We start from the raw sequence: 23,853 nt of genomic DNA on the forward strand, positions 1-23,853 counted from the left end.
CTGCCATGCTGTGGTCACTTATAAAAATCCTTGTATTTGTTGCCATTGTTGGCCTTCTGGCTATTGGTGCCGGGTTCCTGATGGAAACCAGCGGCGGTATTCAGATCACGGCGGGTGGCACGGAATACACTCTGGGGCCTTTGCAATCGGTTATTGCGCTGGGCGTGTTGGTCTTTGCGATCTGGGTGTTCTTCAAACTGCTGACCCTTCTAATCGCCACGCTGAAATTCCTAAATGGCGATGAAACCGCCCTGTCGCGCTATTTCGACCGCAGCCGTGAACAGCGCGGCTATCAGGCGCTGGCTGATGGGCTAATGGCACTGGCTTCGGGCGAGGGGCGCATTGCCATGTCCAAGGCCACCAAGGCCGAAAAACTGCTGAACAAGCCTGAACTAACCAATCTGCTGGTGGCACAGGCGGCCGAGATGAATGGTGACACCAAGAAAGCCTCGGATACCTATAAGAAACTGGTGACGAACAACGCCACCCGGTTTGTGGGCGTGCGTGGTATCTTGAAGCAAAAACTGGCCGAGGGTGATGACGATACCGCCCGGAAGCTGGCCGAAAAGGCGTTGGCGATCAAGCCGCGCCACGCCGAAACGCAGGATATTCTGCTGGGTTTGCAGACCAAGTCGCAGGATTGGACGGGCGCGCGTTCGACTCTGACGGCCAAGCTCAAGGCTGGTCATCTGCCGCGCGACGTGTTCAAACGCCGTGATGCAGTGCTGGCTCTGTCCGAAGCCAAGGGCATTCTGGACGAAGGCGCCACGGTCGAACAGCAAGAACACGCGATCGAGGCCAACCGCTTGTCGCCTGATCTGGTTCCTGCCGCTGCGATGGCCGCGCGGGCCTATATCGAAAAGGGCAAGCCGCGCGCCGCGACCAAGATCCTGAAAAAAGCGTGGGAGGTGCAGCCGCATCCCGATCTGGCCCATGCCTTTGCGGAAATCGCGCCGGATGAAACGCCGGATGCGCGGATCAAGCGGTTCACCGCCCTGACCCGTATCCACCCGGAAAACCCTGAAACGCGCCTGATCCTGGCCGAGTTGAACATCGTGGCCGAGGATTTCCCCGAAGCTCGCCGTGCGCTGGGCGATGTGGTCGAAAAACAGGCCGATGCCCGCGCCTATACGCTGATGGCAGCGATTGAACGGGGCGAGGGCGCCTCGGACGCGGTGGTGCAGGGATGGTTGGCCAAGGCGCTGAACGCGCCGCGCGGGCCGCAATGGGTTTGCGACAACTGCCATGATATCCAGCCCGAATGGGCGCCGGTCTGTCAGAACTGCCACAGCTTTGACACGCTGAGCTGGCAAACTCCGCAAACGCCCGAGATCGCCTCGGCGACCGGTGTTCACATGCTGCCCCTGATCGTTGGCGCGCTTGAAGACAAGGTCGAGCCGGAGATTGAAGAGCCCGAAGAAGAGGTTGCGCCTGACGTGATCGAAATGGAGGCCGAACCCGTGCGCCCTGATGTCGAGCCTGCGATCGAAGAAAAGGTCTGAGGACTCGGATCAACGGACATTTTAGAACTTTGATGCCACTTAGGTGTCGCTGGGCAAATACGTCCAGCGATACTTTTGCGGGGTCGGTCCCTTGTTTCGGCCACCCTGCTGAGACTGTTCCCACGCATGTGCAAGAATGCCGACAGAACGGGACAGGCAAAACAGGCCACGCGCCAATGGCGCGTCAAAACCAAGCTCGGCATAGATCACCGCTGTGGCTCCGTCGATATTCATCGGAACGGGTTTGCCTTTGCGCTGCGCCAATTCGCCTTCGATGTCGATCGCGACAGATTTGTAGCGCCCATCACAGGCACCTGCCTCAATCGCTTCGTCCACAAGGCTCATTAAACGTGGTGCGCGTGGATCCGTTGGGGTGTGAAAGCGGTGACCGAATCCGGGCAGAATTTTCCCTTGCGCGGCAATCCAGTCATCCAGCGCCGGGCCAACGGCGGATGGGTGAGCATTGACAAACTGATACAGGGTCACCGCTTGTTCACCAGCGCCGCCGTGGATGTCCCCTAGCATATTCACCGCGCTTGCCATGGCGTTGTTGAGCGGCAGTCCGCACGTCACTGCCATGCGTGCCGTAGCGATCGAAGGGGCTTGTGGCCCGTGATCCACGGCAGCAACCAAGGCGGCTTCGAACAATTTCAACTGTGCGGCGGATGGCCTGTCTCCGCGCACCATGAACCAGATCATTTCCGCGAAACCAAGGTTGCCGATAAGGTCCTGAATAGGTGTGCCCCGCAGGTCTATTCGTCCGGGTTCCATGTCGATGATGGATGTTGACCACCAGTCAGCGACATCGCTCATATGATCCTCTCCTTCGTCAACGCGTTTATTTCGTCACGGCTCAGACCAAGCTCAGACCAGATCACAGCATTATCTGCCCCCAAATCCGGCGGGGCGGTCCGGGGCATTCTGCGTTGACCATCCATCACAACAGGGCTGCCGGTCAGTTTCAGCTCCTCGCTGTGGGACGGCAAAGATCCAATCAATCCGCGGCCTGTCAGCTGTTCGTCGGCCAGTGCTTCGGGCACGGTCATCACCTGCCCGGTCGGAACGCCAATCGCGTTCAACTCGCGAACCCATTCCCGAGAGGGTCGGGTTCGCAGCGTGGCTTCAAGATCGTCCCTAAGGTTATGGCGGTTCCTCTTGCGATCTTCACGCGAGGCATAGTCAGGGTTGCCCAGCAAATCTTCCCGTCCAAGGTGTCGAGCAAGCGCCTGCCATTGTTCGTCACGATTGGCCGCGATGTTGATCGGGTTATCCGCAGTGGCAAAGGTTCCTGACGGGGCGGATGTGGTGTTTTCGTTGCCATGCGCTGCCGGTGTGACATCCCCGATCAGGTAGTTCGACACCACCCAGCCCATGGTGGAGATCACCGCCTCGGACATTGCGATATCCAGAAACGTGCCGCGTGGTCTGGCGTTCAGGGCCGCACTGATCGCAAAAGCGGCCGTTAGCCCCCCGACGGTATCGGCCAGCGGGTAGCCGACGCGATAGGGCGCTGTATCGGCTGCTCCGGTGATCGACATGACACCGCTGATACCCTGAACGATTTGGTCGTAGGCCGGGTCTTTTTTACGAGGACCATCCTGCCCAAAACCGCTGATTGCGCAATAGATCAGGTTGGCATTTTCAGCGCGCAGAACGTCATAGCCAAGGCCAAGCCGGTCCATTACACCGGGCCGGAAATTTTCGACCAGCACGTCGGCGGTTTGAACCAGCTTCTTCAGCAAGTCTTTGCCCTTTGCTGGCTTCATATCCAGCGTGACGGATTTCTTATCCGCGTTCTGGGCGAGAAAACTGATGCCCATCCCGGCCTTGTTGCGGTCTGGGTCTGCGCCCAACACCCGAGCAAGATCGCCGCCCTCAGGCCGTTCGACCTTGATCACCTCGGCCCCCATCAAGGCAAGCTGATAGCAGCAATACGGGCCCGCCAGAACATTCGTCAGGTCAAGAACTCGTATTCCTGCTAAAGGCTCAGTCGCCATCGGCGATACCGGCAGCCCGTGCCCGTGCGCGACGCGCGCGATAGCTGGGCAGCAACACCAGCAGCGCGGCGATAACCAGCAGGCCCAGCGTCATGGGGCGTTCCCAGATAAACCCGATCCCGTCATAAAGCTGCATGGACCTCGCAAAGTTGTCTTCCATCATTCCGCCAAGGATGAACCCGATCAGAAGCGGGGCCAGCGGATAGTCGGCAAACTTCAAAGCCGTGGCGCAGACGCCGAAACCAACAAGGATCAACAACTCCGTTGCATTGTTCTGCCCAATATAAGCGCCCATCAACGTAAAGAACAAAATGAACGGTATCAGGTAGTTGCGCGGAACGGATAGCACCTTTGCGATGTAAGGGATCAGCGGCAGGTTCAGGATCAACAGGACAAGGTTTCCGATAAACATGGACATGATCACAGCCCAGAAGATTTGAGGCTCATCCAGCATCAGACGCGGACCGGGTGTCACGTTCAGAGCAATCAGCGCGCCCAGCAGGATCGCCGTGGTGCCGGAACCTGGAATACCCAAAGTCAGCAGTGGAACGAATGATCCTGTGCAGGCCGCGTTGTTCGCTGTTTCCGGGGCCGCCAGACCCTTGATCGAGCCTTTGCCAAATTCTTCCTGTTCCTCTTTCGGAGCGATGTTGCGTTCAACAGCGTAGCCGAGGAAGCTGGCGATTGTCGCACCGGCGCCGGGAAGAACGCCGATGAAGAAACCTTGTACGGACTGCCGTCCCACAACTGGCGCAATTGCTTTGGCTTCTTCTTTGGTGATGCGCAGGTCCTTGATCTCACCATCATCACCTTTCAGATCTTTTGGCTTCAGGACCAGAAACAGCGCTTCGGGCAAGGCAAACATGGCCATGGCCAGCGTGATGAAGCCAAAGCCGGATTGCAGGTCCATGATTCCCATGGTGAACCGAGGTAGGTTGAACAACGCGCCTTCGCCGACAGTTGCCATGATCAGCCCCAGGACTGTCATGATGACGGCCTTGGCGACTTGCCCGCTTCCAGCAAAGGCTGCGATGGCTGAAAGACCGACAACCATAAGCGCGAAATACTCGGCCGAATGGAACAACAGCGCCACTGATGACAGGGCAGGGGCAAACACCATTAGAAGCACAGCACCCAGCGTGCCGCCGGCGAAACTGGCGATCGCAGCGATTGTCAGCGCCTTGCCTGCTTTGCCTTGTCGTGCCATCGGATAGCCATCGAAACTTGAAGCTACCGTGCCTGCGACACCCGGCGCGTTCAGCAGAATCGAGGATGTCGATCCTCCGAAGATCGCTCCGTAATATACCCCAGCCAAAAGGATCAGAGCGGCGGATGGGTCGCCCATCGAGATCGCAACCGGGATCATGATGGCGATGATCGACATCGGTCCAAGACCGGGCAACATCCCGATGAACGTGCCGATCAGACAGCCAGCGATGACCATCAGAAGGTTTTGGATTGAGAATGCCGTTTGCAGGCCGATCAGAAGTCCTTCAAGCATGTCAGCCTCCGAAAATGCCCGGCAGCGGGCGCATGTAAATGCCAAGAACTTCCTGAACCAGATACCAGACGGCCCCAGTAGCGATGAAGGCAACAGGCAGCATGATGTGCCACTTGCGCTCACCCAGAATAAAGGAGCCAAGGATCAGGAATGCCGATGTGGAAATCAGGAAACCGACAGGACGCAGGCACAAAGCGTAGATCACCATCAAAGCCAGCAGCGTTAGCGCCTGATCCAGATGGTAATCACCCAGCCGGCGATAATCGATGTCGGCTTCCTTGATCTCGGACTTTTCAAAGCCCAGCAGGATAATTGTCGTCGTGACGATACCCAGAATGGACAGCACTTTGGGGAAGGTGCTTGGCCAGATGGGATTTCTTTGCATGAAGGGGGGAAGGCTACCGTCCATCGTGAACCAGGCGGCGTAGCCATATGTTAAACAAACACCCAGCAGAACGAGCGCGATCCAGCGATCCAACGCCATGATGCCCCCTCCTTTTTTGTTGTCTTTGGGGAAGGCAGAGCGGCGGTCCGCTCTGCCGATTTTCAGTTAGAGAAAGCCCAGCTTCTTCATCAGATCACCGATCTGCTGTTCCTGCTGCTCAAGGAACGTTTGGAAGTCAGCGCCCGAGTTGTGGATGTTCACCCAACCGTTGCGCGCCCGAACTTCTTCCCATTCAGGAGTGTCGTACATCTTGGCGATTGCATCTTGATATGCCGCCAGCTTGTCTTCCGGCAGGCCAGGTGCTGCGAAGAATCCGCGCCAGTTGACGAAGGTGGTATCGATACCCTGCTCCTTCATGGTCATCGCATCAGGAGCAGCGTCAACGCGTTCTTCCGATGTGACACCGATGATTTTGACTTCGCCCGCGTTCGACAGGTCAACAGCTTCCGAGAAACCGGTCGACAGAGCCGCGATTTCGCCGGACAGAAGCGCCGCCATGGCTTTGCCGCCTGCGTCATACGGAATGTACTTTACGCCCAGAGCGTCTTTGCCAGCTGCTTCCATGACCATGGCTGCAACCAAGTGATCCATGCCGCCTGGTACCGAGCCACCACCAATTGCTGTGGCCGAAGGATCAGCGTCAAAAGCTGCCAACAGATCGTCCATCGAGTTGATCGGGCTGTCTTTGCCTACGACGATCGCCGCATAGTCACCGATAGTGCCTGAAACCAGAGTCAGGTCGCGGAAGTTATGAGGGAAAACACCGGTCAGCGAACGGATAACGATGGGAGTTGAGTTCACCATCAATGTGCCGTGATTGCTGTCAGCGTTTTCAATCAGAAAGCCGATGGCCTTACCGCCGCCGCCACCTGACATGTTCTCATAGGATGCAGTGCCAACAAGACCCGCATTCGTAAGGGCTTCACCCGTGCCGCGGGCAGTTCCGTCCCAACCGCCACCGGCACCACCGGGGATCAGAAAGTGGATGCTGTCCACAACTTGATCTTCGGCCAATGTCGGGCCGGTCAGGCCGATTGCGGCCACAGCTGCGATTAGGGCGCGACGCCCCAGTTTAATCGTTGTCATGATTTCCTCCCGTTTGACAACCGGCCGCATGGCGGCTCAGATTGGATGGAACAAAAACACACCAACCTGACATCAACCTGTCACGCGGCAAAATACTGAAAAAGCCTGATGAAATTTCTACTTGTCGAAGACAACTTGGACCTCGCGAACGCGGTCAGTTCGCGCATGCGTCTGGACGGTCATGTCATTGATCACGCAGCGAATTTGGAGGACGCAACCGCCTTTGTCGAAACCGAAGAATATGACCTGATTCTGTTGGATATCATGCTCCCAGATGGGGATGGCCGAGACTTTCTGAAACGGCATCGGGCAAGTCGACTGGACACTCCCGTGATTGTATTGACCGCGCGCAGTCAGGTTTCTGATCGAATCGGTTCTTTGGATCTTGGGGCCGACGATTACGTCACAAAACCATTTGATCACGCTGAACTCGAGGCTAGATGCCGTGCCGTTTTGCGTCGCAAGTCAGGCATCACAAAAACGACGATCGAGATGGGCGGCATTGTCTTCGATCCGGTCGCGGGGCATTTGGTCGTCGCCGGGGACATCGTTTCTTTGCGGAATCGTGAATTGCGTATGATGGAGCTGTTCATCAACGCACCCGGTCATGTGTTCTCGAAACAGAAGTTGGCAGATCGGCTGTTTTCCTACGATGACAACATTTCAGACAACGCCATCGAGGTCTATGTGGGCCGATTGCGCAGGCATCTTGAAAAGTCGGACCTCAAGATAACTACTCTGCGCGGTCTGGGGTATAGGCTGGATCATGACAACTAATCCGACCGTTTCAGGGTCATTGCGAAACAGGCTGGTGCTCGCGTTGATTGGCGGTGCGGCTGTTCTTGCAATTCTTCTGTTTTTCACAGTTCGCAATTACGCGGCGCAGGTGGCACAACAAGGTCAGGACAACATACTTGAAGCTTCAGTCACATCAATACTGGATGCTGCGGCGCTCAGAGATGGTGCACTCGAGGTAGATATCCCGTACGCAGCATTTTCAATGCTGAGTACACCGTCAGATGACCGAGTGTTCTATGCGATCTTTCAGGACGGTGAGTTCCTATCAGGCTACGAAGACCTTCGGTTTGCTGGTGGGCTCGGAGAAAGCGATTGGTCGTTCAAAACTGGCGAAGTTCGCGAAGAACTTATCCGACAGGTCAGCGCCAGCCGGACTCTTGTTGGGCTTGACCGACAAACCGAGGTCGAAGTCGTACTGGGTCAAACACAAGATGCGCTTTCCGAAACTCTTGATCAGATTTCGCGCAACGCTGCTTTTCTTGGGTTGGGGTTCTTTCTACTCACCGCAGCTTTATCTTTCTGGATCACGTCGACAACCATTGGTCAGCTCAACAAGTTGACGACTTCGGTAACCCGAAGGGGGCCGCAGGATCTGAGTCCTTTCAAAAAACCAGTGCCACGAGAAATGGCGCCGCTTGTCATGTCCTTGAATTCCTTGATGGGCCGGTTGGATCAGTCGCTTAGCCAATCCGAGGACTTTATCGCCGAAGCAGCCCACCGCGTCAGGACACCTTTGGCGACTGTCAGATCATACGCCGAAGCCACGCTCCACCGTGTGGAAAGAAAAGAAAACCGCGAGGCGCTGCGTGCTATGGTTCGCGCGATTGACGAAAGCTCGCGCGCGGCAGGTCAGCTTTTGGATCACGCCATGATTACGTCTCGCGCGGACCGGCTAGAGCGCGAGAATGTTGACCTTGTCGAGTTGATCCAAGAGCTGGTTCAGCGTTTGACGCCTATCGCTGAAATGAAGGAACTGTCGCTCTGTCTGACAGGCGATAAATCGGTTCCATATTCTGGAGATCCTATTCTTATTCAAAACGCTGTCAGAAACATGATCGACAATGCTTTGAAATATGCCCCCGCAGACAGCATCGTAGAAATAGAGGTCACAGCGAAACCCGAGATTAAGGTCAGCGACACCGGGCCCGGTTTTCTTCCCAGCGAAGTTGACCGACTGACCCGACGATTTGAGCGTGGGGAAAACGCTGTAGGAACCATTGGCTCTGGACTGGGACTAACCATTGCAAAGGATGTGGCGACTGCACATGGGGGAATGTTGGTTTTATCGAACCGGCCCAAGGGGGGCGCATGCGTTACATTATCGCTTTGATGCTGGCTTTTCTGCCCGGCGCTGGATGGGCAGAAGACTGGGAAGATCAGTTGATTTTCAACGAGGGTGCAGAGGGTCCCAGGCTGCGGGTAATCTCGAGCACGGATACAGTTCTATTTGCGCCACTGATCGAGGAGTTTGTGGCGAAGAATCCCTCAATTAGTGTCGAATACCTGGTCTCGGGCACGGCCGATATCAACATGCGGGTCCGAGCCGCTGCTGATGCATTTGACGTGGTAGTGTCCAGTGCGATGGATCTGCAACTCAAACTGGCCAATGATGGGTATGCCCTACCAATCGACGACATCGATACACCACACTGGGCACAATGGCACAACAGCCTTTTCTCGTTCACCACTGAGCCGGCGGCCATTGTGATCAACAGGGCGGCATTTGAAGGCCAGCAAGTTCCCGTAACGCGCCAAATGTTGATCGAAGCTTTACGTAAACGCCCGGAAGAATTCCGTGGCAAGGTAGGCACTTATGATGTTCGCCAGTCCGGTTTGGGTTACCTCTTTGCAACGCAGGATGCGCGAGCTTCGGAAACCTATTGGCGCTTGATGGAAGTTATGGGCGGGCTTGATGTGCGGCTGTATTGTTGTTCGGGCGAAATGATCAATGATCTGGCCGATGGCACTATTTTGGTCGCATATAACGTGTTGGGCAGCTACGCCGCTGTCCGAGCCGAAGGTAAAGATGCGCTTGAAGTTATTTTTCCGACTGATTTTCAAACGATTATGATGCGTACAGCTTTGGTTTCCAATGCAACTCAGGAACCAGACGCAGCAGAAGCTTTCATCCGCCATCTCGTTGCCGAAAAGTCTGCCGCGCAGGAAACGCAGTCCTCCCTCCCGCCGCTGACGTCTCCGGGAGGGGTGACTGACAGAGAAACGATTGGATTGAACCCGGCTTTGCTGACTTTTTTGGATGACCTTAAGCGTAAAAAGTTTCTTTCCGCATGGGAAAATGCGGTGATTCAATAGGCAGCGGAGACCATCAAGTAGATCTGAGCGCGAACTTGTAGCGCGCTGAATTTCTAAGTCGCAAACGAAAAAAGGTTACGGCCGAGGCGAGCACCGAATTCGTGTTCAAGAGCCAATTGTCCCAATCAAATCCGTTTGCTAACGTCGTCCACGCGTCGGGGAGGGCGCCTAAACCAAAGATGCTGGACTATTCGCATAACGCTTGGCTTGTGGCAGCCTCGTTAGCTGTGGCGCTCATGGCGGGGTTTACTGGCCTTTATCTTACGCATGGCGCATCGAAGCTGGACGACCAACGCCGTAAGATCATCGTGGCGCTGGCTGCGGTGGTTCTGGGCGGCGGCATCTGGTCGATGCATTTCGTCGCCATGCTGGGCCTGCAACTTCCGATCCTGTTCTACTATGACGCGCTGATCACACTGATTTCGGCCCTTGTGGCGATCCTGATGGTAGGTTTGGCGCTGCTGTTGCTGCATTTCCGGCCACGTTCGGTGCAGACCATAGTGGGGGCGGGCGTGATCGTGGGCCTTGGAATCGTTGTGATGCACTATATAGGCATGGCCGGGATGGAACTGTGTCGCCCGGTCTACAACGTGTGGGACGTACTGTTGTCAACGCTGGCCTCGGTCGTGCTGTCGGTTGTGGCGATCTGGGTGGCCTACGACAACCGCACGCAGCGTAACATCTTGCTGGGAACGGCCTGTTTCGGATTGGCGGTGTTTACAATGCACTTCGTGGCCACCGGTCTGACCGATTTCACCGTCAGCGACAGCACCGGCGGGGCCGGTCCGGCACTGAACAATCAGGTGCTGGCGATGGGTGTCACCGTGGCGGTGTTCCTGATCTGTGGAGCGTTCCTGTTGACCGGCGTTAGCTTCCTTGAACCTGCTGCTGTTGTGGCGCCTGCTCCACCCAGCCCTGAACCTGCGACCTTGCGGGCAGGCATTCCGTTTGAGCGCGAAGGCCAGACCTTTTTCGCCACCCCGACCGAGATCGCCGCAATCCGGGCCGAAGGGCATTATACCGTGCTCTATATCGGGGCCGAGAAACTGTTCTGTCCCTGGTCCATCACCGAGGCTGAAACCCGCCTGACGCCGGACGGGTTTTTGCGCGCCCATCGCAGCTATCTGGTGAATCCCAAACATGTCTCCAGTTTTGAGCGTCACAAGGACAATGGCACTTGTTATTTCGACGGTGTGGATGCGCTAACCAAGGTGCCGGTCAGCCGGTCGCGCCTATCCGACATTCGCGACGCGCTGGGCCTTTGATCGCAACTCGTGCAGCCTATTCGCATTTCGTGAAACAAGCTGCGCGCCCCGTTCCCGTTGACTGGAACGGCTGACGCGGGCGTTCTTTCCTACCCACAGGTCCCCCAAGGCATATTGCTCGGACCCAGGGAGGAAAAACATGATACCAGCCGGTTTTGAGTATCACCGGCCAGGCGATATCGCCTCGGCCATCGGCATTTTGCAAGAACACGGAGACGAAGCGCGCGTGATCGCGGGCGGGCACAGCCTGATCCCGATGATGAAGCTGCGCATGGCCGAGATGGGCCATCTGGTCGATCTGCAAGCCATCGACGAACTGAAGGGCATCGAGGTCGGCGCCGACACCGTGACCTTGGGTGCGATGGTCACGCAGCACGAGTTGATCACGCATGACGGTCTGGCCGCTGCCATTCCGCTGATCCGCGAGGCGGCATTGCAGATCGCTGATCCGCAGGTGCGCTATGTGGGCACCGTCGGTGGCAATGTGGCCAATGGGGATCCGGGCAATGACATGCCGGGGTTGATGCAATGCCTGAACGCCACATTTGATCTGTCCGGTCCCGATGGCAATCGCAGCGTCGCCGCGCGTGAGTTTTACGAGGCCGCGTATTTCACCGCCCGCGAGGATGAGGAAATCCTGACCCGTATCTCGATCCCGGTGCCCAGCGCGGGAGTCGGTCAGGCGTATGAAAAGCAAAAGCGCAAGATTGGCGACTATGCCACGGCTGCGGCTGCTGTGATGGTGGGTAACGGAACGGCCTCGGTCGCGATGACCAATCTGGCTGACACACCTGTGTGGTCCGAAGGCGCAAGCGCTGCGCTGGCGGACGGTGATGTGAATGGCTGCGTTGCTGCCATGTTGGATGCGATTGATCCGGTTGCCGACAATCGTGGCCCCGTCGAGTTCAAGAAACATGTGGCAGGCGTCATGCTGCGCCGCGCCATCGACCGCGCCCAAAGCCGCGCGGGTTGAGGGGAGGAGAACCCATGTCAAAAATGCACGTCAAACTCACCGTGAACGGCAAAGAGGTCGAAGGTCTGGCCGAGCCGCGCACGTTGCTGATCCACTTCCTGCGGGAAGATCTGAAAATCACCGGCCCCCATATCGGATGCGAAACCAGCCATTGCGGCGCTTGCACCGTTGATATCGATGGCAAGTCCGTCAAATCCTGCACCACCTTCGTGGCGCAGGTGAACGGTGCCGATATCACAACGGTCGAAGGGCTTACCAACGACGATGGCAGCCTTGGTGTGCTGCAGGAGATGTTCCGTGAACATCATGGCCTGCAATGCGGTTTCTGCACGCCGGGCATGATCACCCGCGCGCATCGCTTGCTGCAGGAAAACCCGAACCCGACCGAGGAAGAAATCCGTTTTGGTATGGCTGGGAACCTGTGCCGCTGCACCGGATACCAGAACATCGTCAAGGCGATCTCGGCCTCGGCTGACATGCTGAACGCTCAGAAGGAGGCCGCGGAATGAACGATCAAACTCTGACCCCCGAAGAACGCGCCGCCAACCTCAAAGGGATGGGCAGCTCGCGCAAACGCGTCGAGGATGTGCGCTTTACCCAAGGCAAGGGCAACTACGTCGACGACATCAAGCTGGATGGCATGTTGTTCGGCGATTTTGTGCGCTCCCCCTACGCACATGCCCGCGTTGTCAGCGTCAACAAAGAAGCCGCGCTGGCGCTGCCCGGCGTGATCGCTGTTCTGACTGCCGAAGACTTATCGCCGCTGGGCCTGCATTGGATGCCGACACTGGCAGGCGATAAACAGATGGTGCTGGCCGATGGCAAAGTGCTGTTCCAAGGTCAGGAGGTCGCTTTCGTTGTGGCCGAGGATCGCTATATCGCGGCGGATGCTGCGGAACTGGTCGAGGTTGAATACGAGGAACTTCCTGTTCTGACCGACCCGTTCGAGGCGCTGAAATCCGATGTGGTCCTGCGTGAAGACCTTGAGGGTCAGACCGAAGGTGCGCACGGGCCGCGCAAGCATCACAACCACATCTTCACCTGGGAACAGGGCGACAAAGACGCGACGGAGGCTATTCTGGCCGAGGCCGATGTGGTGGCTGAAGAGATGGTCTATTACCACCGTACCCATCCTTGCCCGCTGGAGACCTGCGGGTCGGTCGCGAGCATGGACAAGGTGACCGGCAAGCTGACGCTCTACGGTACGTTCCAAGCCCCGCACGCGATCCGGACGGTTGTGTCGCTGATCTCGGGCATTGCCGAGCACAATATCCGCGTCATCAGTCCCGATATCGGTGGTGGCTTTGGTAACAAGGTTGGGGCCTACGCGGGTTATGTCTGCTCGGTCGTGGCCTCGATTGTTACCGGCAAGCCAGTGAAATGGGTCGAGGATCGGATGGAGAATCTGATGTCGACCGCCTTTGCCCGCGACTACTGGATGCAGGGCAAGATCGCGGCCACTAAGGATGGCAAGATCACCGGCCTTTGGTGTCACACGACGGCGGATCACGGCGGCTTTGACGCCTGTGCCGATCCAACCAAATTCCCGGCTGGGTTCATGAACATCTGCACCGGGTCCTATGACATTCCGACCGCCTATCTGGCCGTGGATGGGGTCTATACCAACAAGGCTCCCGGCGGGGTGGCCTATCGCTGTTCCTTCCGCGTGACCGAGGCCGCCTATTTCATCGAACGCATGATCGAGGTTCTGGCCATCAAGTTGAACATGGACGCGGCCGAGCTGCGCCGGATCAACTTTATCAAGGCCGATCAGTTCCCGTATCAATCGGCGCTGGGCTGGGAATATGACTCGGGCGATTATCACACCGCTTGGGACAAGGCGCTGAAGGCCGTGGACTATGACGGTTTGCGCGCTGAACAAGCGCAGCGGGTCGAGGAGTTCAAAGCCGGTAAGACACGCAAACTGCTTGGCATTGGTCTGACGCATTTCACAGAAATCGTGGGGGCGGGTCCGGTGAAGAATTGCGATATTCTCGGGCTTGGCATGTTCGACAGTTGCGAAATCCGCATCCACCCAACTGGCTCTGCTATCGCACGGCTGGGGACGATCTCTCAAGGTCAAGGTCATGCCACGACCTTTGCACAGATCATCGCCAGTGAGATCGGGTTGCCAGCCGATGACATCACGCTGGAGGAAGGCGATACCGACACAGCACCCTATGGTCTGGGGACTTACGGGTCTCGGTCCACTCCTGTGGCCGGTGCGGCAACGGCAATGGCCGCGCGTAAGATCCGCGCCAAGGCGCAGATGATTGCGGCCTATCTGCTGGAGGTCCATGACGACGATGTCGAGTGGGACGTGGATCGGTTCTCGGTCAAGGGCGCGCCTGAGCGGTTCAAAACGATGAAGGAAATCGCCTTTGCTGCCTATAATCAGGCGATCCCTGGCTTGGAGCCAGGTCTTGAGGCGGTCAGCTACTACGACCCGCCGAACATGACCTATCCGTTCGGGGCCTACATCTGCGTCATGGAGATCGACGTGGATACTGGCGAGTGGGACGTGCGGAAGTTCTATGCGCTGGATGATTGCGGCACGCGGATCAACCCGATGATCATCGACGGGCAGGTCCATGGTGGCGTGACCGAAGCGTTGGCCATCGCGATGGGTCAAGAGATTGCCTATGACGAGATGGGTAACGTTAAGACTGGCACGCTGATGGATTTCTTCCTGCCGACCGCGTGGGAGACACCGAACTATATCACCGACTATACGGTGACGCCGTCCCCGCACCATCCGATTGGCGCGAAGGGTGTTGGGGAAAGCCCCAATGTGGGTGGTGTGCCCTGTTTCTCGAACGCGGTGCATGATGCGTTCCGGCCCTTTGGGTTGGTGCAGAGCCATATGCCGCATGACCACTGGCGCATCTGGAAGATTGCCAATGGGCTGGGGATGCATGGGTGATTGGGTTCGGATCGGCTTGGCCGATCCGACCGAACGGAGGGGGCCAGCCCCCTCCGAACCTCCCCCGAGGTATTTTTTGCCAGATGAAGAATGGATCCTGGTTTTGACTTTGAGTGATGTGCAGAACGGATTGGCCGCGCAAGGCTATGTCGCTGATGATCGGTTGGCGATGGCACTGCATCTGGCGCAGGCTTTGGGGCGGCCCTTGTTGCTGGAAGGTCCGGCAGGGGTTGGCAAAACCGAGGTCGCCAAGGCTGTGGCGGCGTGGCGTGGGACGCGTTTGATCCGGTTGCAGTGCTATGAAGGGCTGGATGCCAGCCACGCGATTTATGAGTGGAATTATCAGCGGCAACTGTTGGCGATCCGGGCGTCCGAGGCGCAGGGAGGGGTTGGCGAGGCTGCGTTGTTTTCCGATGCGTATTTGCTGAAACGGCCTTTGTTAGAGGCTATTTCTCAGGATAAGCCTCCGGTTTTGTTAATTGATGAGATTGATCGGGCGGATGAGGAATTCGAAGCTTATTTGCTGGAAATCCTGTCCGACTTTCAGATCACCATCCCCGAGCTTGGGACGGTCGAGGCGACGACCCGGCCCATTGTGATCCTGACCGCCAATGGGACGCGTGATTTGTCGGACGCCTTACGTCGGCGGTGTCTTTACAGTTTCCTTGATTACCCCTCGAAAGAGGTTGAAATGGCGATCCTTCGGGCGCGGATGCCCGAGGTTGAAGGCGTGCTGGCGCGGCAGATCATTGGGGTCGTACAGGCGTTGCGCAAAGAAGATTTGGAAAAGACGCCGGGCATTGCAGAGATGTTGGACTGGGCTGCAGCCCTGTCAGGTTTGGGCGTCAACGACATGGCGCAATCGCGCGATGCTGTGCAGGCGACGCTTGTATGTTTGTTGAAGACGGCTGCGGACTATGACGCGGCTCCGCCCGAGGTGATGGACCGGCTGATCGGAAAGGTGGCGTGATGCAGGTCACGCGGTTTCCTTCTCGGGCTGATGGGTTGGCAGATCGGATGTCTGGGTTCATCGCGCATTTGCGGTCGAACGGGCTTCGAGTTGGTCCGGGTGAGACCGCGGATGCGTTGTCTGCATTGTCTCAGATCACGGCGACGGATGCGGATCAGGCCCGCCGGGCGCTATGTGTGTTGCTGGCGAGCGACGCCGAGGATTGGCGCCGTTTTGACGATTTGTTCGATGCATATTGGTTCAACGTTGGAAAGCAGCGAGAAGGGGTCGCACAAACGAGCCACGTGAGGGTGCAATCTGCCAAACCCATGATTTGGCAGGATGCCGCGCATTCCGACGAACAGGGTGCGGAAAGCGCAGCGCAAGAGGGTTCTGCCGATCAGGGCGAAGGCGATGCCGAGGGGACTGATGGCAAGTTGATTGCGACACGCACAGTCAACCTGTCACGCAGGGACCTGCGCGAGTTGATGGATGACGAGGCTCTAAAACAGGCTGAAAAGGCGGCCTTGATGTTGGCACGTGCCATTCGTGATCGGCGGTCGCGTCGCAGAAAGCAAGCGTTGCGGGGCGCTACGTTGGATATGCGGAGGATACAACGGGCAAGTCTTGCACGAGGGGGTGAGCCGATTGATTTGTATCGCCGCGCCAAGCCGCCGCGTCCGATGCGGATCGTAGCGCTGTGTGATGTCAGCGGGTCGATGACTGTCTATTCGCGGGTGTTTCTGGCCTTTCTCAAAGGTCTGATCGGTAGCGGGACTGAAGCGGATGCTTATCTGTTTCACACGCGCCTGATGCGGGTGACGGACGCCCTTCGTGATCACGACTCGATCCGTGCAGCTGGGCGGTTATCCTTGATGGCCGAGGGGTTCGGCGGCGGCACCGACATTTCGGGTAGCTTGGAAAGCTTTCTGAACGGCTATGGCGCGCGTGCTTTGAACGGGCGGACCATCGTTCTGATCCTGTCGGACGGCTATTGCAGTTCGGATCCGCAGGCGCTGAGCGCAGTTCTGGCGCGCATCCGGCGCAAGTCACGGCGCATCGTCTGGTTGAACCCGTTGAAGGGATGGAAAGACTACCAACCCATCGCAGCGGCGATGCAGGCGGCCGAACCCCATTTGGACGCGCACTTGCCTGCCAACACACTCGAGGCGCTGGCAGCGCTTGAGCCGCATTTTCGCAAGTTGTGAAAGGAGTCTGATATGGCAAATTTCGACATATTCGACACGATCGAAACCCTGCGCCGAACCGGTGAGCCTTTCTGCGTCGCCACGGTGCTGCGCACAGCGGATGCAACCTCGGCCAAGGCCGGGGGAAAGGCGGCGATTGCGCGCGACGGGCGGATATTGGGTCATCTGGGCGGTGCCTGTGTGCAGCGCGCGGTGCGCAGTTCAGCGATACAAGCGCTGGTCAGCGGTGCGCCGCAGATGATCCGCGTGAAACCCTCGGACAAGGTGGTCGACATGACGGACCCGGATGGCGTGCAAACCTTCAAAAGCGGCTGCCCCTCGGGCGGGACGGTGGATTTGCTGGTTGAACCGTATCAGCACGCGCCAAGATTGGTGATCTTTGGCACCTCGTTGATTGCCAAGGCGCTGGGCGAACACGGGACGCTCGCCGGGTTTCGGGTGACGAGCAGCACGCCCGAGACGGTCGAAGACTTGGGTATCGAGGCGCGCGACTTTGTTGTCGTGGCCTCGCAAGGTCAAGGAGACGGCGCAGCCCTTGGGGCCGCGCTGAACACGCAAGCCGCGCGGGTGTCGATGGTGGCCAGCCGCCGCAAAGCCGAAACACTCACGGAAAAGCTGATTGGTCAGGGTCTGGATCCAGCCCGCGCGGCGCGTCTGAAATCCCCTGCCGGGCTGGACATTCATGCTATAGATCCGCACGAAATCGCCCTGTCAATCCTGGCCGAGATCGTGATGTGGCGAAACACGGACAAATCGACGGAGGTTTCTCAGGATGAAAAACTTGCTTAAGCGCCTGTGGCCCGAGCGCCCGAAACAAACACCGGAACAGGCAACGGAAACTGCCCTTCTGGTTTTTCCGAAATGCTGTTGAACAGAGGAAACGTGAATGGAACTGAGTGACGAAATCCGCATCGCAGCCCCGCGCGACGTGGTTTACAAAGCGCTGAATACGCCCGAGATATTGCAGGAGTGCATTCCGGGTTGTGAAGAATTGATCCAGAACTCGTCCGAGGATCTTGAGGCCAAGGTGGTCCTGAAAATCGGTCCGGTCAAAGCGAAATTTGCCGGGCAGGTCACATTAGACAATTCCAACGCTCCCAGTGGATTTTCTTTGACCGGAGAAGGCAAGGGCGGAGCGGCTGGTTTCGCCAAAGGTGGCGCCGAGGTCACGTTGACCGAGGACGGGGCTGAGACAATTCTGGCCTACACCGCAAAGGTCGATGTCGGCGGCAAGATCGCCCAGCTTGGCAGCCGTCTGATTGCAGGAACGGCCAAAAAGCTGTCGGGCAAGTTCTTCACCCGATTTGGCGAAATCGTAGCGGAACAAGCGGTGTCCTGATCAAAAAAGGTCAAGAACCGGCACAAACTGCCGGTTCTTGCGCATTTGAGTTGACGACAGGCGTGATGAGGGCGATCACCTTGCTGGCAGGGAGTTTCTCTGTTTCAGGAGAGGTGTGATGTCCGTCGACGCGCAAGTTAGGCAGCTTGAACAATGGGTTGCGATTAAACCAGATGATGGTGCCAGTGTCCGGCGGCTTGTGAATCTGTTGGAAACACCCCGAGGATTCACGACAGCTTTTGGCGCATTCGGAACGGCCCAAAGCCGGATAAATGAATCTTTGGGGTTTGATTGGCGATTGGGCATGTTGGACCGCAGAGTATACAGCGATGCCTACCGTCAGTGGATGAGTATTCTGGAAACCTTGGGTATTACTCAGGTTGTCCCTGTGGCCCAGATGTTCTCTGGTCGGGTCTTGACCATCAATGGTCAGCATACGCATTGCGACGTGCGTTTGAAATTCTTCAAAGAAACCAAAGTTATCCCGAGCTTGTGCCACGATTGTTTCAAAGTTCAGATTTTGCCCGAGAATCTGGATGATCTTTTTCTGGCTTATTTTCTGCTACTCAACCTCGACCTGCCGAACGACAACGCACGAAAATGCATGATAGAGCTGAGGAGTGGCATAAAGTATCCCTACAAGGGTTATATTTATTGTCAGAGCCTTGCCGAAGCTAAAAGCTGTCTTGCTGCTTTTGACGACTTGAAAACCAAGCATGCGATCTGTGGTCTGCCCGCAAAAATCTCGCACGGGTGTTCCGAATTCGGACAGGAATATCCTGATTTCAAATACGAAGGTTCGGATGAGCAGAAGCCGTTTAAGACTCCGCAAGGCTGGGCTGCAGATGAAAAGAATTATTTCCGGGATCTGAAGCTTGCGAAACCTGGGCGGCAGACAAACAACAAGTCAATAATCAGTCTGCGCGATGTTTTTGTGTTCCGAACATGGGTCAGATACGCTCAGCTTATAGGGGACGAAACAAGTGCAAGATTTGGTGTCGACTCTGGTCCAAGTTTATTTCCCGCGTTCGACCAGCGTGTCAGGCGACAGTCAAAAACCAGAAACGCCGAAATGAACGAGCTGGAATGCAGATCCTGAACAAAAAGACCAGGCGTCTCCGTCATACGCATGCGGGAATACCAATTCTCAACTATGTGGAAGATACGGTGCCCAAGATAAGAAACACAAACTCTGCATAGTCAATTGGTTAGGTCATGTGGGCAGTATCAAGACGGACGTCTTGAAAGAAAACTCCGCTACGGGTGGCGTCACAACGGCGTCAAAAGTGCCCATGAAGCCCTTAGACTTAAATCACTGGTTTTCAAAACAGGTGCATTCGCCACTTGGCCAATTCTGAGGGGATCTTCGAAGGTTGATCACTTAGAGCAAGCATTCAACTTGAAAGCCCATTGCTCGTCTCAAGTAGGAAACCGCTTCATTCTAGTCCGTGCGCTCGGCTTTGTATCAGGCAGTTCGCACAGTCCGACTATTGCCGGAAAGATCAGGTTCTAGCGTGAATTTACCAACCATATTGCCAGAGGCTGTCAGACATTCGTTCAATTGGCTCAGAACGGTTTCGACTTCATCCCCATCCTTACGGATCAATGTCTGGACCGAGCCATTTACCAGCGCGCGGTCCTCGTTAGTAGTGTTTCAGGAGACCCCGAGGAATCCGCCTATAAAGTAGTAGATGCCGTTCTTGTTGAACGAAAAAGAGGACCGAATTGTCATACGCCATGTCCTTCACCCGCACAGTTAGGACAAGTAAACTGAGAACAATTAATACGTTATCGGGGGATTTGGTGCCCAGGAGAGGACTCGAACCTCCACGTCCATACGGACACTAGCACCTGAAGCTAGCGCGTCTACCAATTCCGCCACCTGGGCAGGTGTCGTGGAGGGGCGTTTAAGCCCACTGGCGAGGAGGGTCAACCGGATTCGGGAAGTTTTTTGAAAGTTTTTTGACCCCATCCAAAACGCACCCGAAAAAGGCAGGGTTTTTCCCCTACACGCGGCGTTATTGCGCCTTGTTCCGCGCCTCTTTGGGCGGTAGATCGGATCAGGAGCCAAAAGCAGGAGCCCTTCTATGTCAAAACTGGTCACGATTTATGGCGGATCCGGATTTGTCGGCAGGTACGTCGCGCGACGTATGGCGAACGAAGGGTGGCGTGTTCGGGTCGCTGTCAGGCGCCCGAATGAAGCGATGTTCGTCAAACCTTACGGCGTGGTTGGACAGGTTGAACCCATCCTGTGCAACATTCGCGACGATGCGTCGGTTGCGGCAGCGATGCAGGGCGCGGATGCGGTGGTGAACTGCGTGGGTGTGCTGAACGAGCTGGGCAAGAACGCGTTTGACGCCGTACAGGCCGACGGGGCCGAACGGATCGCGCGGATCGCAGCCGAACAAGGGATCACGCGGATGGTCCATATTTCTGCCATTGGTGCAGACGCGGATTCGGACAGTGAGTATTCGCAAACCAAGGCACAGGGTGAGGCCGGAGTGCTTGCTCATATGCCCAATGCCGTGATCCTGCGCCCCTCGGTTATTTTCGGGACTGAGGATCAATTCTTCAACCGCTTTGCCGGGATGACCCGGATGGGGCCGTTCCTGCCGCTGGTCGGGGCCGAAACGAAGTTTCAGCCGGTCTATGTCGATGATGTGGCCAAAGCTGCTGTTCAGGGCGTTCTGGGGCAGGCTGCGGCCGGCACGTATGAACTGGGCGGCCCTGAGGTCAAGACATTCCGTGCGCTCATGCAGCAGATGCTTGACGTGATCCACCGCCGCCGCGTGATTATCGGGATGCCTTTTTTTGCCGCGCGGATCATGGCCGGGGTTCTGGACATCATTAAGTTCGTCAGTTTCCAACTGTTCCCGAATAGCATTCTGACACGGGATCAGCTGAAAAACCTGCGCCGCGACAACGTCGTGTCGGATGGGGCGAAAAGCTTTGCCGATCTTGGGATCGAGCCGGCCACGCTGGAGTCGGTTCTGCCGGACTATCTTTGGAAGTTCCGCCCCTCGGGTCAGTATGACGAAATTCAAAGATCCGCTGACAACCTGCGGACCTGATCAACTGTAGGCAATGGCCAGCAGAATTACGCCCAGAACAACGCGATAAATTACGTATGGCGTAAAGCTGACGCTGCGCAGCAAGCGCATCATGAAAGACAGCGCCAGAAGGGCCGCAACAAAGGCAAAAAGCGCGGCGATTGCTCCGTCAATAGCCAGTTGAGCGTCGGCTTCTTTGATCACATCGACTGAAAGCAATATGCCCGATGCCAAGATAGTCGGGATCGACATCAACATCGCGATCCGCGCGCCGTCTTCTCGGGTGTACCCCAAGTGCCGGGCGCCCGTAATCGTGATGCCAGACCGGGATGTGCCGGGGATCAGCGCCAGCATTTGCCACAAACCCATAATGGCCGCATCTTTCAGACCCCAGTCATTTGCCTTTTTTCTTTGCTGTCCTTTCTGGTCCATCCAATAGAGCAGCAGACCAAATCCCAACATGGTCCATCCAATCACCGCCATCGAGCGCAAAGACTGGCTGAGCCCGGTTTGATAAAGAATGGCGCCAAGGATAACCGTCGGAATCGTCGCAATGATCAGACCAAGCGCAAGCCGTGCCTGTGGCGTGTCTGTTTGACCCCGCAGCGCGTCTGGCAAACCTGCTGCGGCTGATTTTACGTCAGACCAAAAATAAAGAACCACCGCGCCTAGGGTGCCCACATGAACCGCCACATCAATGGCAAGGCCTTGATCCGCCAGACTGGTCAGGTTGGGCAGCAGAATCAGGTGCCCGGATGACGAAATCGGCAGAAATTCGGTGATACCCTGAATGATCGCCGCAAGAATCAGTTGAAATAGACTCATTAACCTGCCCGTGCCATCGTCACCTGTTCTTTGCGGTTCATGGGTATAAGCGTGATGAAGAAAAGGAAAGAACGCATATAGGTCCGATTCGGATCTAAATTTTTGCTTTTTTCCATGCGACCCTAGGATTTTTGATCGTAAATTCACTAATTAGGTCAGCATAATTGACTTTTCATCCTACCTTGCATCACTTAAAGAAACTCGACCAAGCCAATTCATGGAGTCTGACCCGTGGCCAAGCAACCGATGCTGAAATTTGTGCAAGTCGATCGCGCCATGCCTGAAAAGCGTGCCGCTGACACGCGCAAGGAAGACTTTGACGAAATCTATGCCGAATACGCCTCGGCCAAAGCAGAAGAGCAAGCCAGCCGTTGCAGCCAATGCGGTGTGCCCTATTGTCAGTCGCATTGCCCGTTGCACAACAATATCCCCGACTGGTTGCACCTGACCGCCACTGGCCGTCTGGAAGAGGCCTATCAGACCAGCCAGGCGACCAATACGTTCCCCGAGATCTGTGGCCGCATCTGCCCGCAAGATCGTCTGTGTGAAGGCAATTGCGTGATTGAACAGTCCGGTCACGGGACAGTAACCATCGGCACAATCGAGAAATACATCACCGATACCGCGTGGGACAAAGGCTGGGTCAAACCAACCACCCCCACAGTCGAGCGCAGCGAAAGCGTTGGTATCATCGGTGCGGGCCCCGGCGGTCTGGCGGCCGCTGACATGCTGCGCCGCGCAGGTATTCAGGTGACGGTCTATGACCGCTATGACCGCGCCGGAGGCCTGTTGATGTACGGTATTCCGGGCTTCAAACTGGAAAAGGACATCGTGCAGCGCCGCAACGACCTGCTGGCCGATGGCGGCGTGACATTCGAGTTGAATTGTGACGTCGACGCCGCGAAATTCGAAGACATTCGTGGCAAGCATGACGCGGTTATCATTGCCACTGGCGTTTACAAATCGCGTGACCTGTCTATGCCGGGCAGTGGTCTGGCCGGGATCGAAAAAGCGATCGACTTCCTGACCGCCTCGAACCGCAAAAGCTTTGGCGATGCGGTCGAAGACTTTGACAATGGCCGCTTGAACGCCTCTGGTAAAAAGGTCGTCGTGATCGGTGGCGGGGATACTGCGATGGATTGCGTGCGCACCTCGATCCGTCAAGGTGCGACCTCGGTCAAATGCCTGTACCGTCGCGACCGCGCGAATATGCCTGGCTCGCAGCGTGAGACTCAGAACGCCGAAGAAGAAGGCGTGGTGTTTGAATGGCTCAGCGCGCCCAAGGGCTTTACCGGCGACGACAAGGTGCAGGGTGTGATGGTGCAGAAGATGCGTCTGGGCCAGCCCGACGCGACAGGCCGTCAGGCACCTGAGGTGATCGAAGGTGCGGATTATGTCGAAGACGCCGATCTGGTGATCAAGGCGCTGGGGTTTGAGCCCGAAGACCTACCCACCCTGTTCGGTCAGCCCGACCTGCCCGTGACACGTTGGGGCACCGTCAAGGCCGCCTTCCAGACCGGCGAGACCGAGATGGACGGTGTTTACGCCATCGGTGACATCGTGCGCGGGGCCTCTCTGGTCGTGTGGGCGATCCGTGACGGGCGCGACTGTGCCGATGCGATCATCGACCGTTTCAACGCCAAGGCTGCGGTTGCAGCCGAATAACCCAGAAATCAGGA

General features: G+C 56.8%; 21 protein-coding genes and 1 tRNA gene. 15 read left to right on the top strand and 7 right to left on the bottom strand.

Annotated elements, in window-relative coordinates; all coding sequences use genetic code 11:
• Positions 1-5: 5 nt before the first annotated feature.
• Complete coding sequence (locus tag ACR0DX_RS14740; protein ID WP_170355573.1) at positions 6-1,502, top strand: heme biosynthesis HemY N-terminal domain-containing protein; 1,497 nt, start codon at positions 6-8, stop codon at positions 1,500-1,502.
• Positions 1,503-1,541: 39 nt separating this feature from the next.
• Here ACR0DX_RS14740 and ACR0DX_RS14745 read toward each other — a convergent pair whose 3' ends face one another.
• The 5 genes from ACR0DX_RS14745 to ACR0DX_RS14765 all read right to left on the bottom strand — a co-directional run bounded on the left by ACR0DX_RS14745 (position 1,542) and on the right by ACR0DX_RS14765 (position 6,531).
• Positions 1,542-2,315 (bottom strand): citryl-CoA lyase, encoded by a 774-nt coding sequence (locus ACR0DX_RS14745; protein WP_170355572.1) that lies wholly within the window; start codon positions 2,313-2,315, stop codon positions 1,542-1,544.
• Complete coding sequence (locus tag ACR0DX_RS14750) at positions 2,312-3,499, bottom strand: CoA transferase (protein ID WP_170355571.1); 1,188 nt, start codon at positions 3,497-3,499, stop codon at positions 2,312-2,314. The genes ACR0DX_RS14745 and ACR0DX_RS14750 overlap by 4 nt, the downstream gene beginning before the upstream one ends.
• Positions 3,489-5,000 carry a tripartite tricarboxylate transporter permease gene (locus ACR0DX_RS14755; RefSeq protein WP_170355570.1) on the bottom strand — a complete coding sequence of 504 codons (1,512 nt, stop codon included), beginning with the start codon at positions 4,998-5,000 and terminating at the stop codon, positions 3,489-3,491. Before ACR0DX_RS14755 ends, ACR0DX_RS14750 begins: the two co-directional genes overlap by 11 nt.
• Before the next feature lies 1 nt (position 5,001).
• Positions 5,002-5,484, bottom strand: coding sequence for a tripartite tricarboxylate transporter TctB family protein (locus ACR0DX_RS14760; RefSeq protein ID WP_170355569.1), 483 nt, complete (start codon positions 5,482-5,484; stop codon positions 5,002-5,004).
• Between the two features lie 66 nt (positions 5,485-5,550).
• The gene (locus tag ACR0DX_RS14765; RefSeq protein WP_170355568.1) at positions 5,551-6,531 is read right to left on the bottom strand and encodes a Bug family tripartite tricarboxylate transporter substrate binding protein; all 981 of its coding nucleotides are present in this window, start codon (positions 6,529-6,531) and stop codon (positions 5,551-5,553) included.
• Positions 6,532-6,639: 108 nt separating this feature from the next.
• On the opposite strand from ACR0DX_RS14765, the gene ACR0DX_RS14770 reads away from it, so the two are divergent.
• The 12 genes from ACR0DX_RS14770 to ACR0DX_RS14825 all read left to right on the top strand — a co-directional run bounded on the left by ACR0DX_RS14770 (position 6,640) and on the right by ACR0DX_RS14825 (position 19,398).
• On the top strand, positions 6,640-7,308 hold the full coding sequence (locus ACR0DX_RS14770) for a response regulator transcription factor (protein ID WP_170355567.1): 669 nt from the start codon (positions 6,640-6,642) through the stop codon (positions 7,306-7,308).
• Entirely contained in the window at positions 7,298-8,659 is a 1,362-nt protein-coding gene (locus ACR0DX_RS14775) for a sensor histidine kinase (protein WP_170355566.1), read from the top strand. The genes ACR0DX_RS14770 and ACR0DX_RS14775 overlap by 11 nt, the downstream gene beginning before the upstream one ends.
• Complete coding sequence (locus ACR0DX_RS14780; protein WP_170355565.1) at positions 8,638-9,642, top strand: ABC transporter substrate-binding protein; 1,005 nt, start codon at positions 8,638-8,640, stop codon at positions 9,640-9,642. Before ACR0DX_RS14775 ends, ACR0DX_RS14780 begins: the two co-directional genes overlap by 22 nt.
• Positions 9,643-9,821: 179 nt before the next feature.
• Positions 9,822-10,907 (top strand): MHYT domain-containing protein, encoded by a 1,086-nt coding sequence (locus ACR0DX_RS14785; protein ID WP_170355564.1) that lies wholly within the window; start codon positions 9,822-9,824, stop codon positions 10,905-10,907.
• Positions 10,908-11,046: 139 nt separating this feature from the next.
• Complete coding sequence (locus ACR0DX_RS14790; RefSeq protein ID WP_170355563.1) at positions 11,047-11,880, top strand: FAD binding domain-containing protein; 834 nt, start codon at positions 11,047-11,049, stop codon at positions 11,878-11,880.
• A gap of 14 nt (positions 11,881-11,894) precedes the next feature.
• Positions 11,895-12,389, top strand: a complete 495-nt coding sequence (locus ACR0DX_RS14795) for a (2Fe-2S)-binding protein (protein ID WP_170355562.1) — start codon at positions 11,895-11,897, stop codon at positions 12,387-12,389.
• Entirely contained in the window at positions 12,386-14,803 is a 2,418-nt protein-coding gene (locus ACR0DX_RS14800; RefSeq protein ID WP_170355561.1) for an aerobic carbon-monoxide dehydrogenase large subunit, read from the top strand. The genes ACR0DX_RS14795 and ACR0DX_RS14800 overlap by 4 nt, the downstream gene beginning before the upstream one ends.
• 103 nt (positions 14,804-14,906) lie before the next feature.
• Complete coding sequence (locus ACR0DX_RS14805) at positions 14,907-15,773, top strand: AAA family ATPase (protein WP_480846552.1); 867 nt, start codon at positions 14,907-14,909, stop codon at positions 15,771-15,773.
• Between the two features lie 47 nt (positions 15,774-15,820).
• Entirely contained in the window at positions 15,821-16,960 is a 1,140-nt protein-coding gene (locus ACR0DX_RS14810; protein ID WP_480846554.1) for a vWA domain-containing protein, read from the top strand.
• Positions 16,961-16,972: 12 nt separating this feature from the next.
• Positions 16,973-17,749 (top strand): XdhC family protein, encoded by a 777-nt coding sequence (locus ACR0DX_RS14815; RefSeq protein WP_170355558.1) that lies wholly within the window; start codon positions 16,973-16,975, stop codon positions 17,747-17,749.
• Positions 17,750-17,846: 97 nt separating this feature from the next.
• Positions 17,847-18,299 carry an SRPBCC family protein gene (locus ACR0DX_RS14820; RefSeq protein ID WP_170355557.1) on the top strand — a complete coding sequence of 151 codons (453 nt, stop codon included), beginning with the start codon at positions 17,847-17,849 and terminating at the stop codon, positions 18,297-18,299.
• 118 nt (positions 18,300-18,417) lie between these two features.
• Positions 18,418-19,398 carry a hypothetical protein gene (locus ACR0DX_RS14825; RefSeq protein WP_170355556.1) on the top strand — a complete coding sequence of 327 codons (981 nt, stop codon included), beginning with the start codon at positions 18,418-18,420 and terminating at the stop codon, positions 19,396-19,398.
• A 702-nt stretch (positions 19,399-20,100) separates the two neighbouring features.
• Here the strand turns inward: ACR0DX_RS14825 and ACR0DX_RS14830 are convergent.
• A tRNA-Leu gene (locus ACR0DX_RS14830) sits at positions 20,101-20,187 on the bottom strand.
• Positions 20,188-20,386: 199 nt separating this feature from the next.
• On the opposite strand from ACR0DX_RS14830, the gene ACR0DX_RS14835 reads away from it, so the two are divergent.
• Complete coding sequence (locus ACR0DX_RS14835) at positions 20,387-21,370, top strand: complex I NDUFA9 subunit family protein (protein ID WP_170355555.1); 984 nt, start codon at positions 20,387-20,389, stop codon at positions 21,368-21,370.
• On the opposite strand, the gene ACR0DX_RS14840 is transcribed toward ACR0DX_RS14835, so the two are convergent.
• Positions 21,371-22,174 carry an undecaprenyl-diphosphate phosphatase gene (locus tag ACR0DX_RS14840; protein ID WP_170355554.1) on the bottom strand — a complete coding sequence of 268 codons (804 nt, stop codon included), beginning with the start codon at positions 22,172-22,174 and terminating at the stop codon, positions 21,371-21,373.
• A 231-nt stretch (positions 22,175-22,405) separates the two neighbouring features.
• On the opposite strand from ACR0DX_RS14840, the gene ACR0DX_RS14845 reads away from it, so the two are divergent.
• On the top strand, positions 22,406-23,839 hold the full coding sequence (locus tag ACR0DX_RS14845; protein ID WP_170355553.1) for an NAD(P)-dependent oxidoreductase: 1,434 nt from the start codon (positions 22,406-22,408) through the stop codon (positions 23,837-23,839).
• The last annotated feature ends 14 nt before the right edge of the window (positions 23,840-23,853 follow it).

This window comes from Ruegeria sp. D3, from assembly GCF_056534465.1.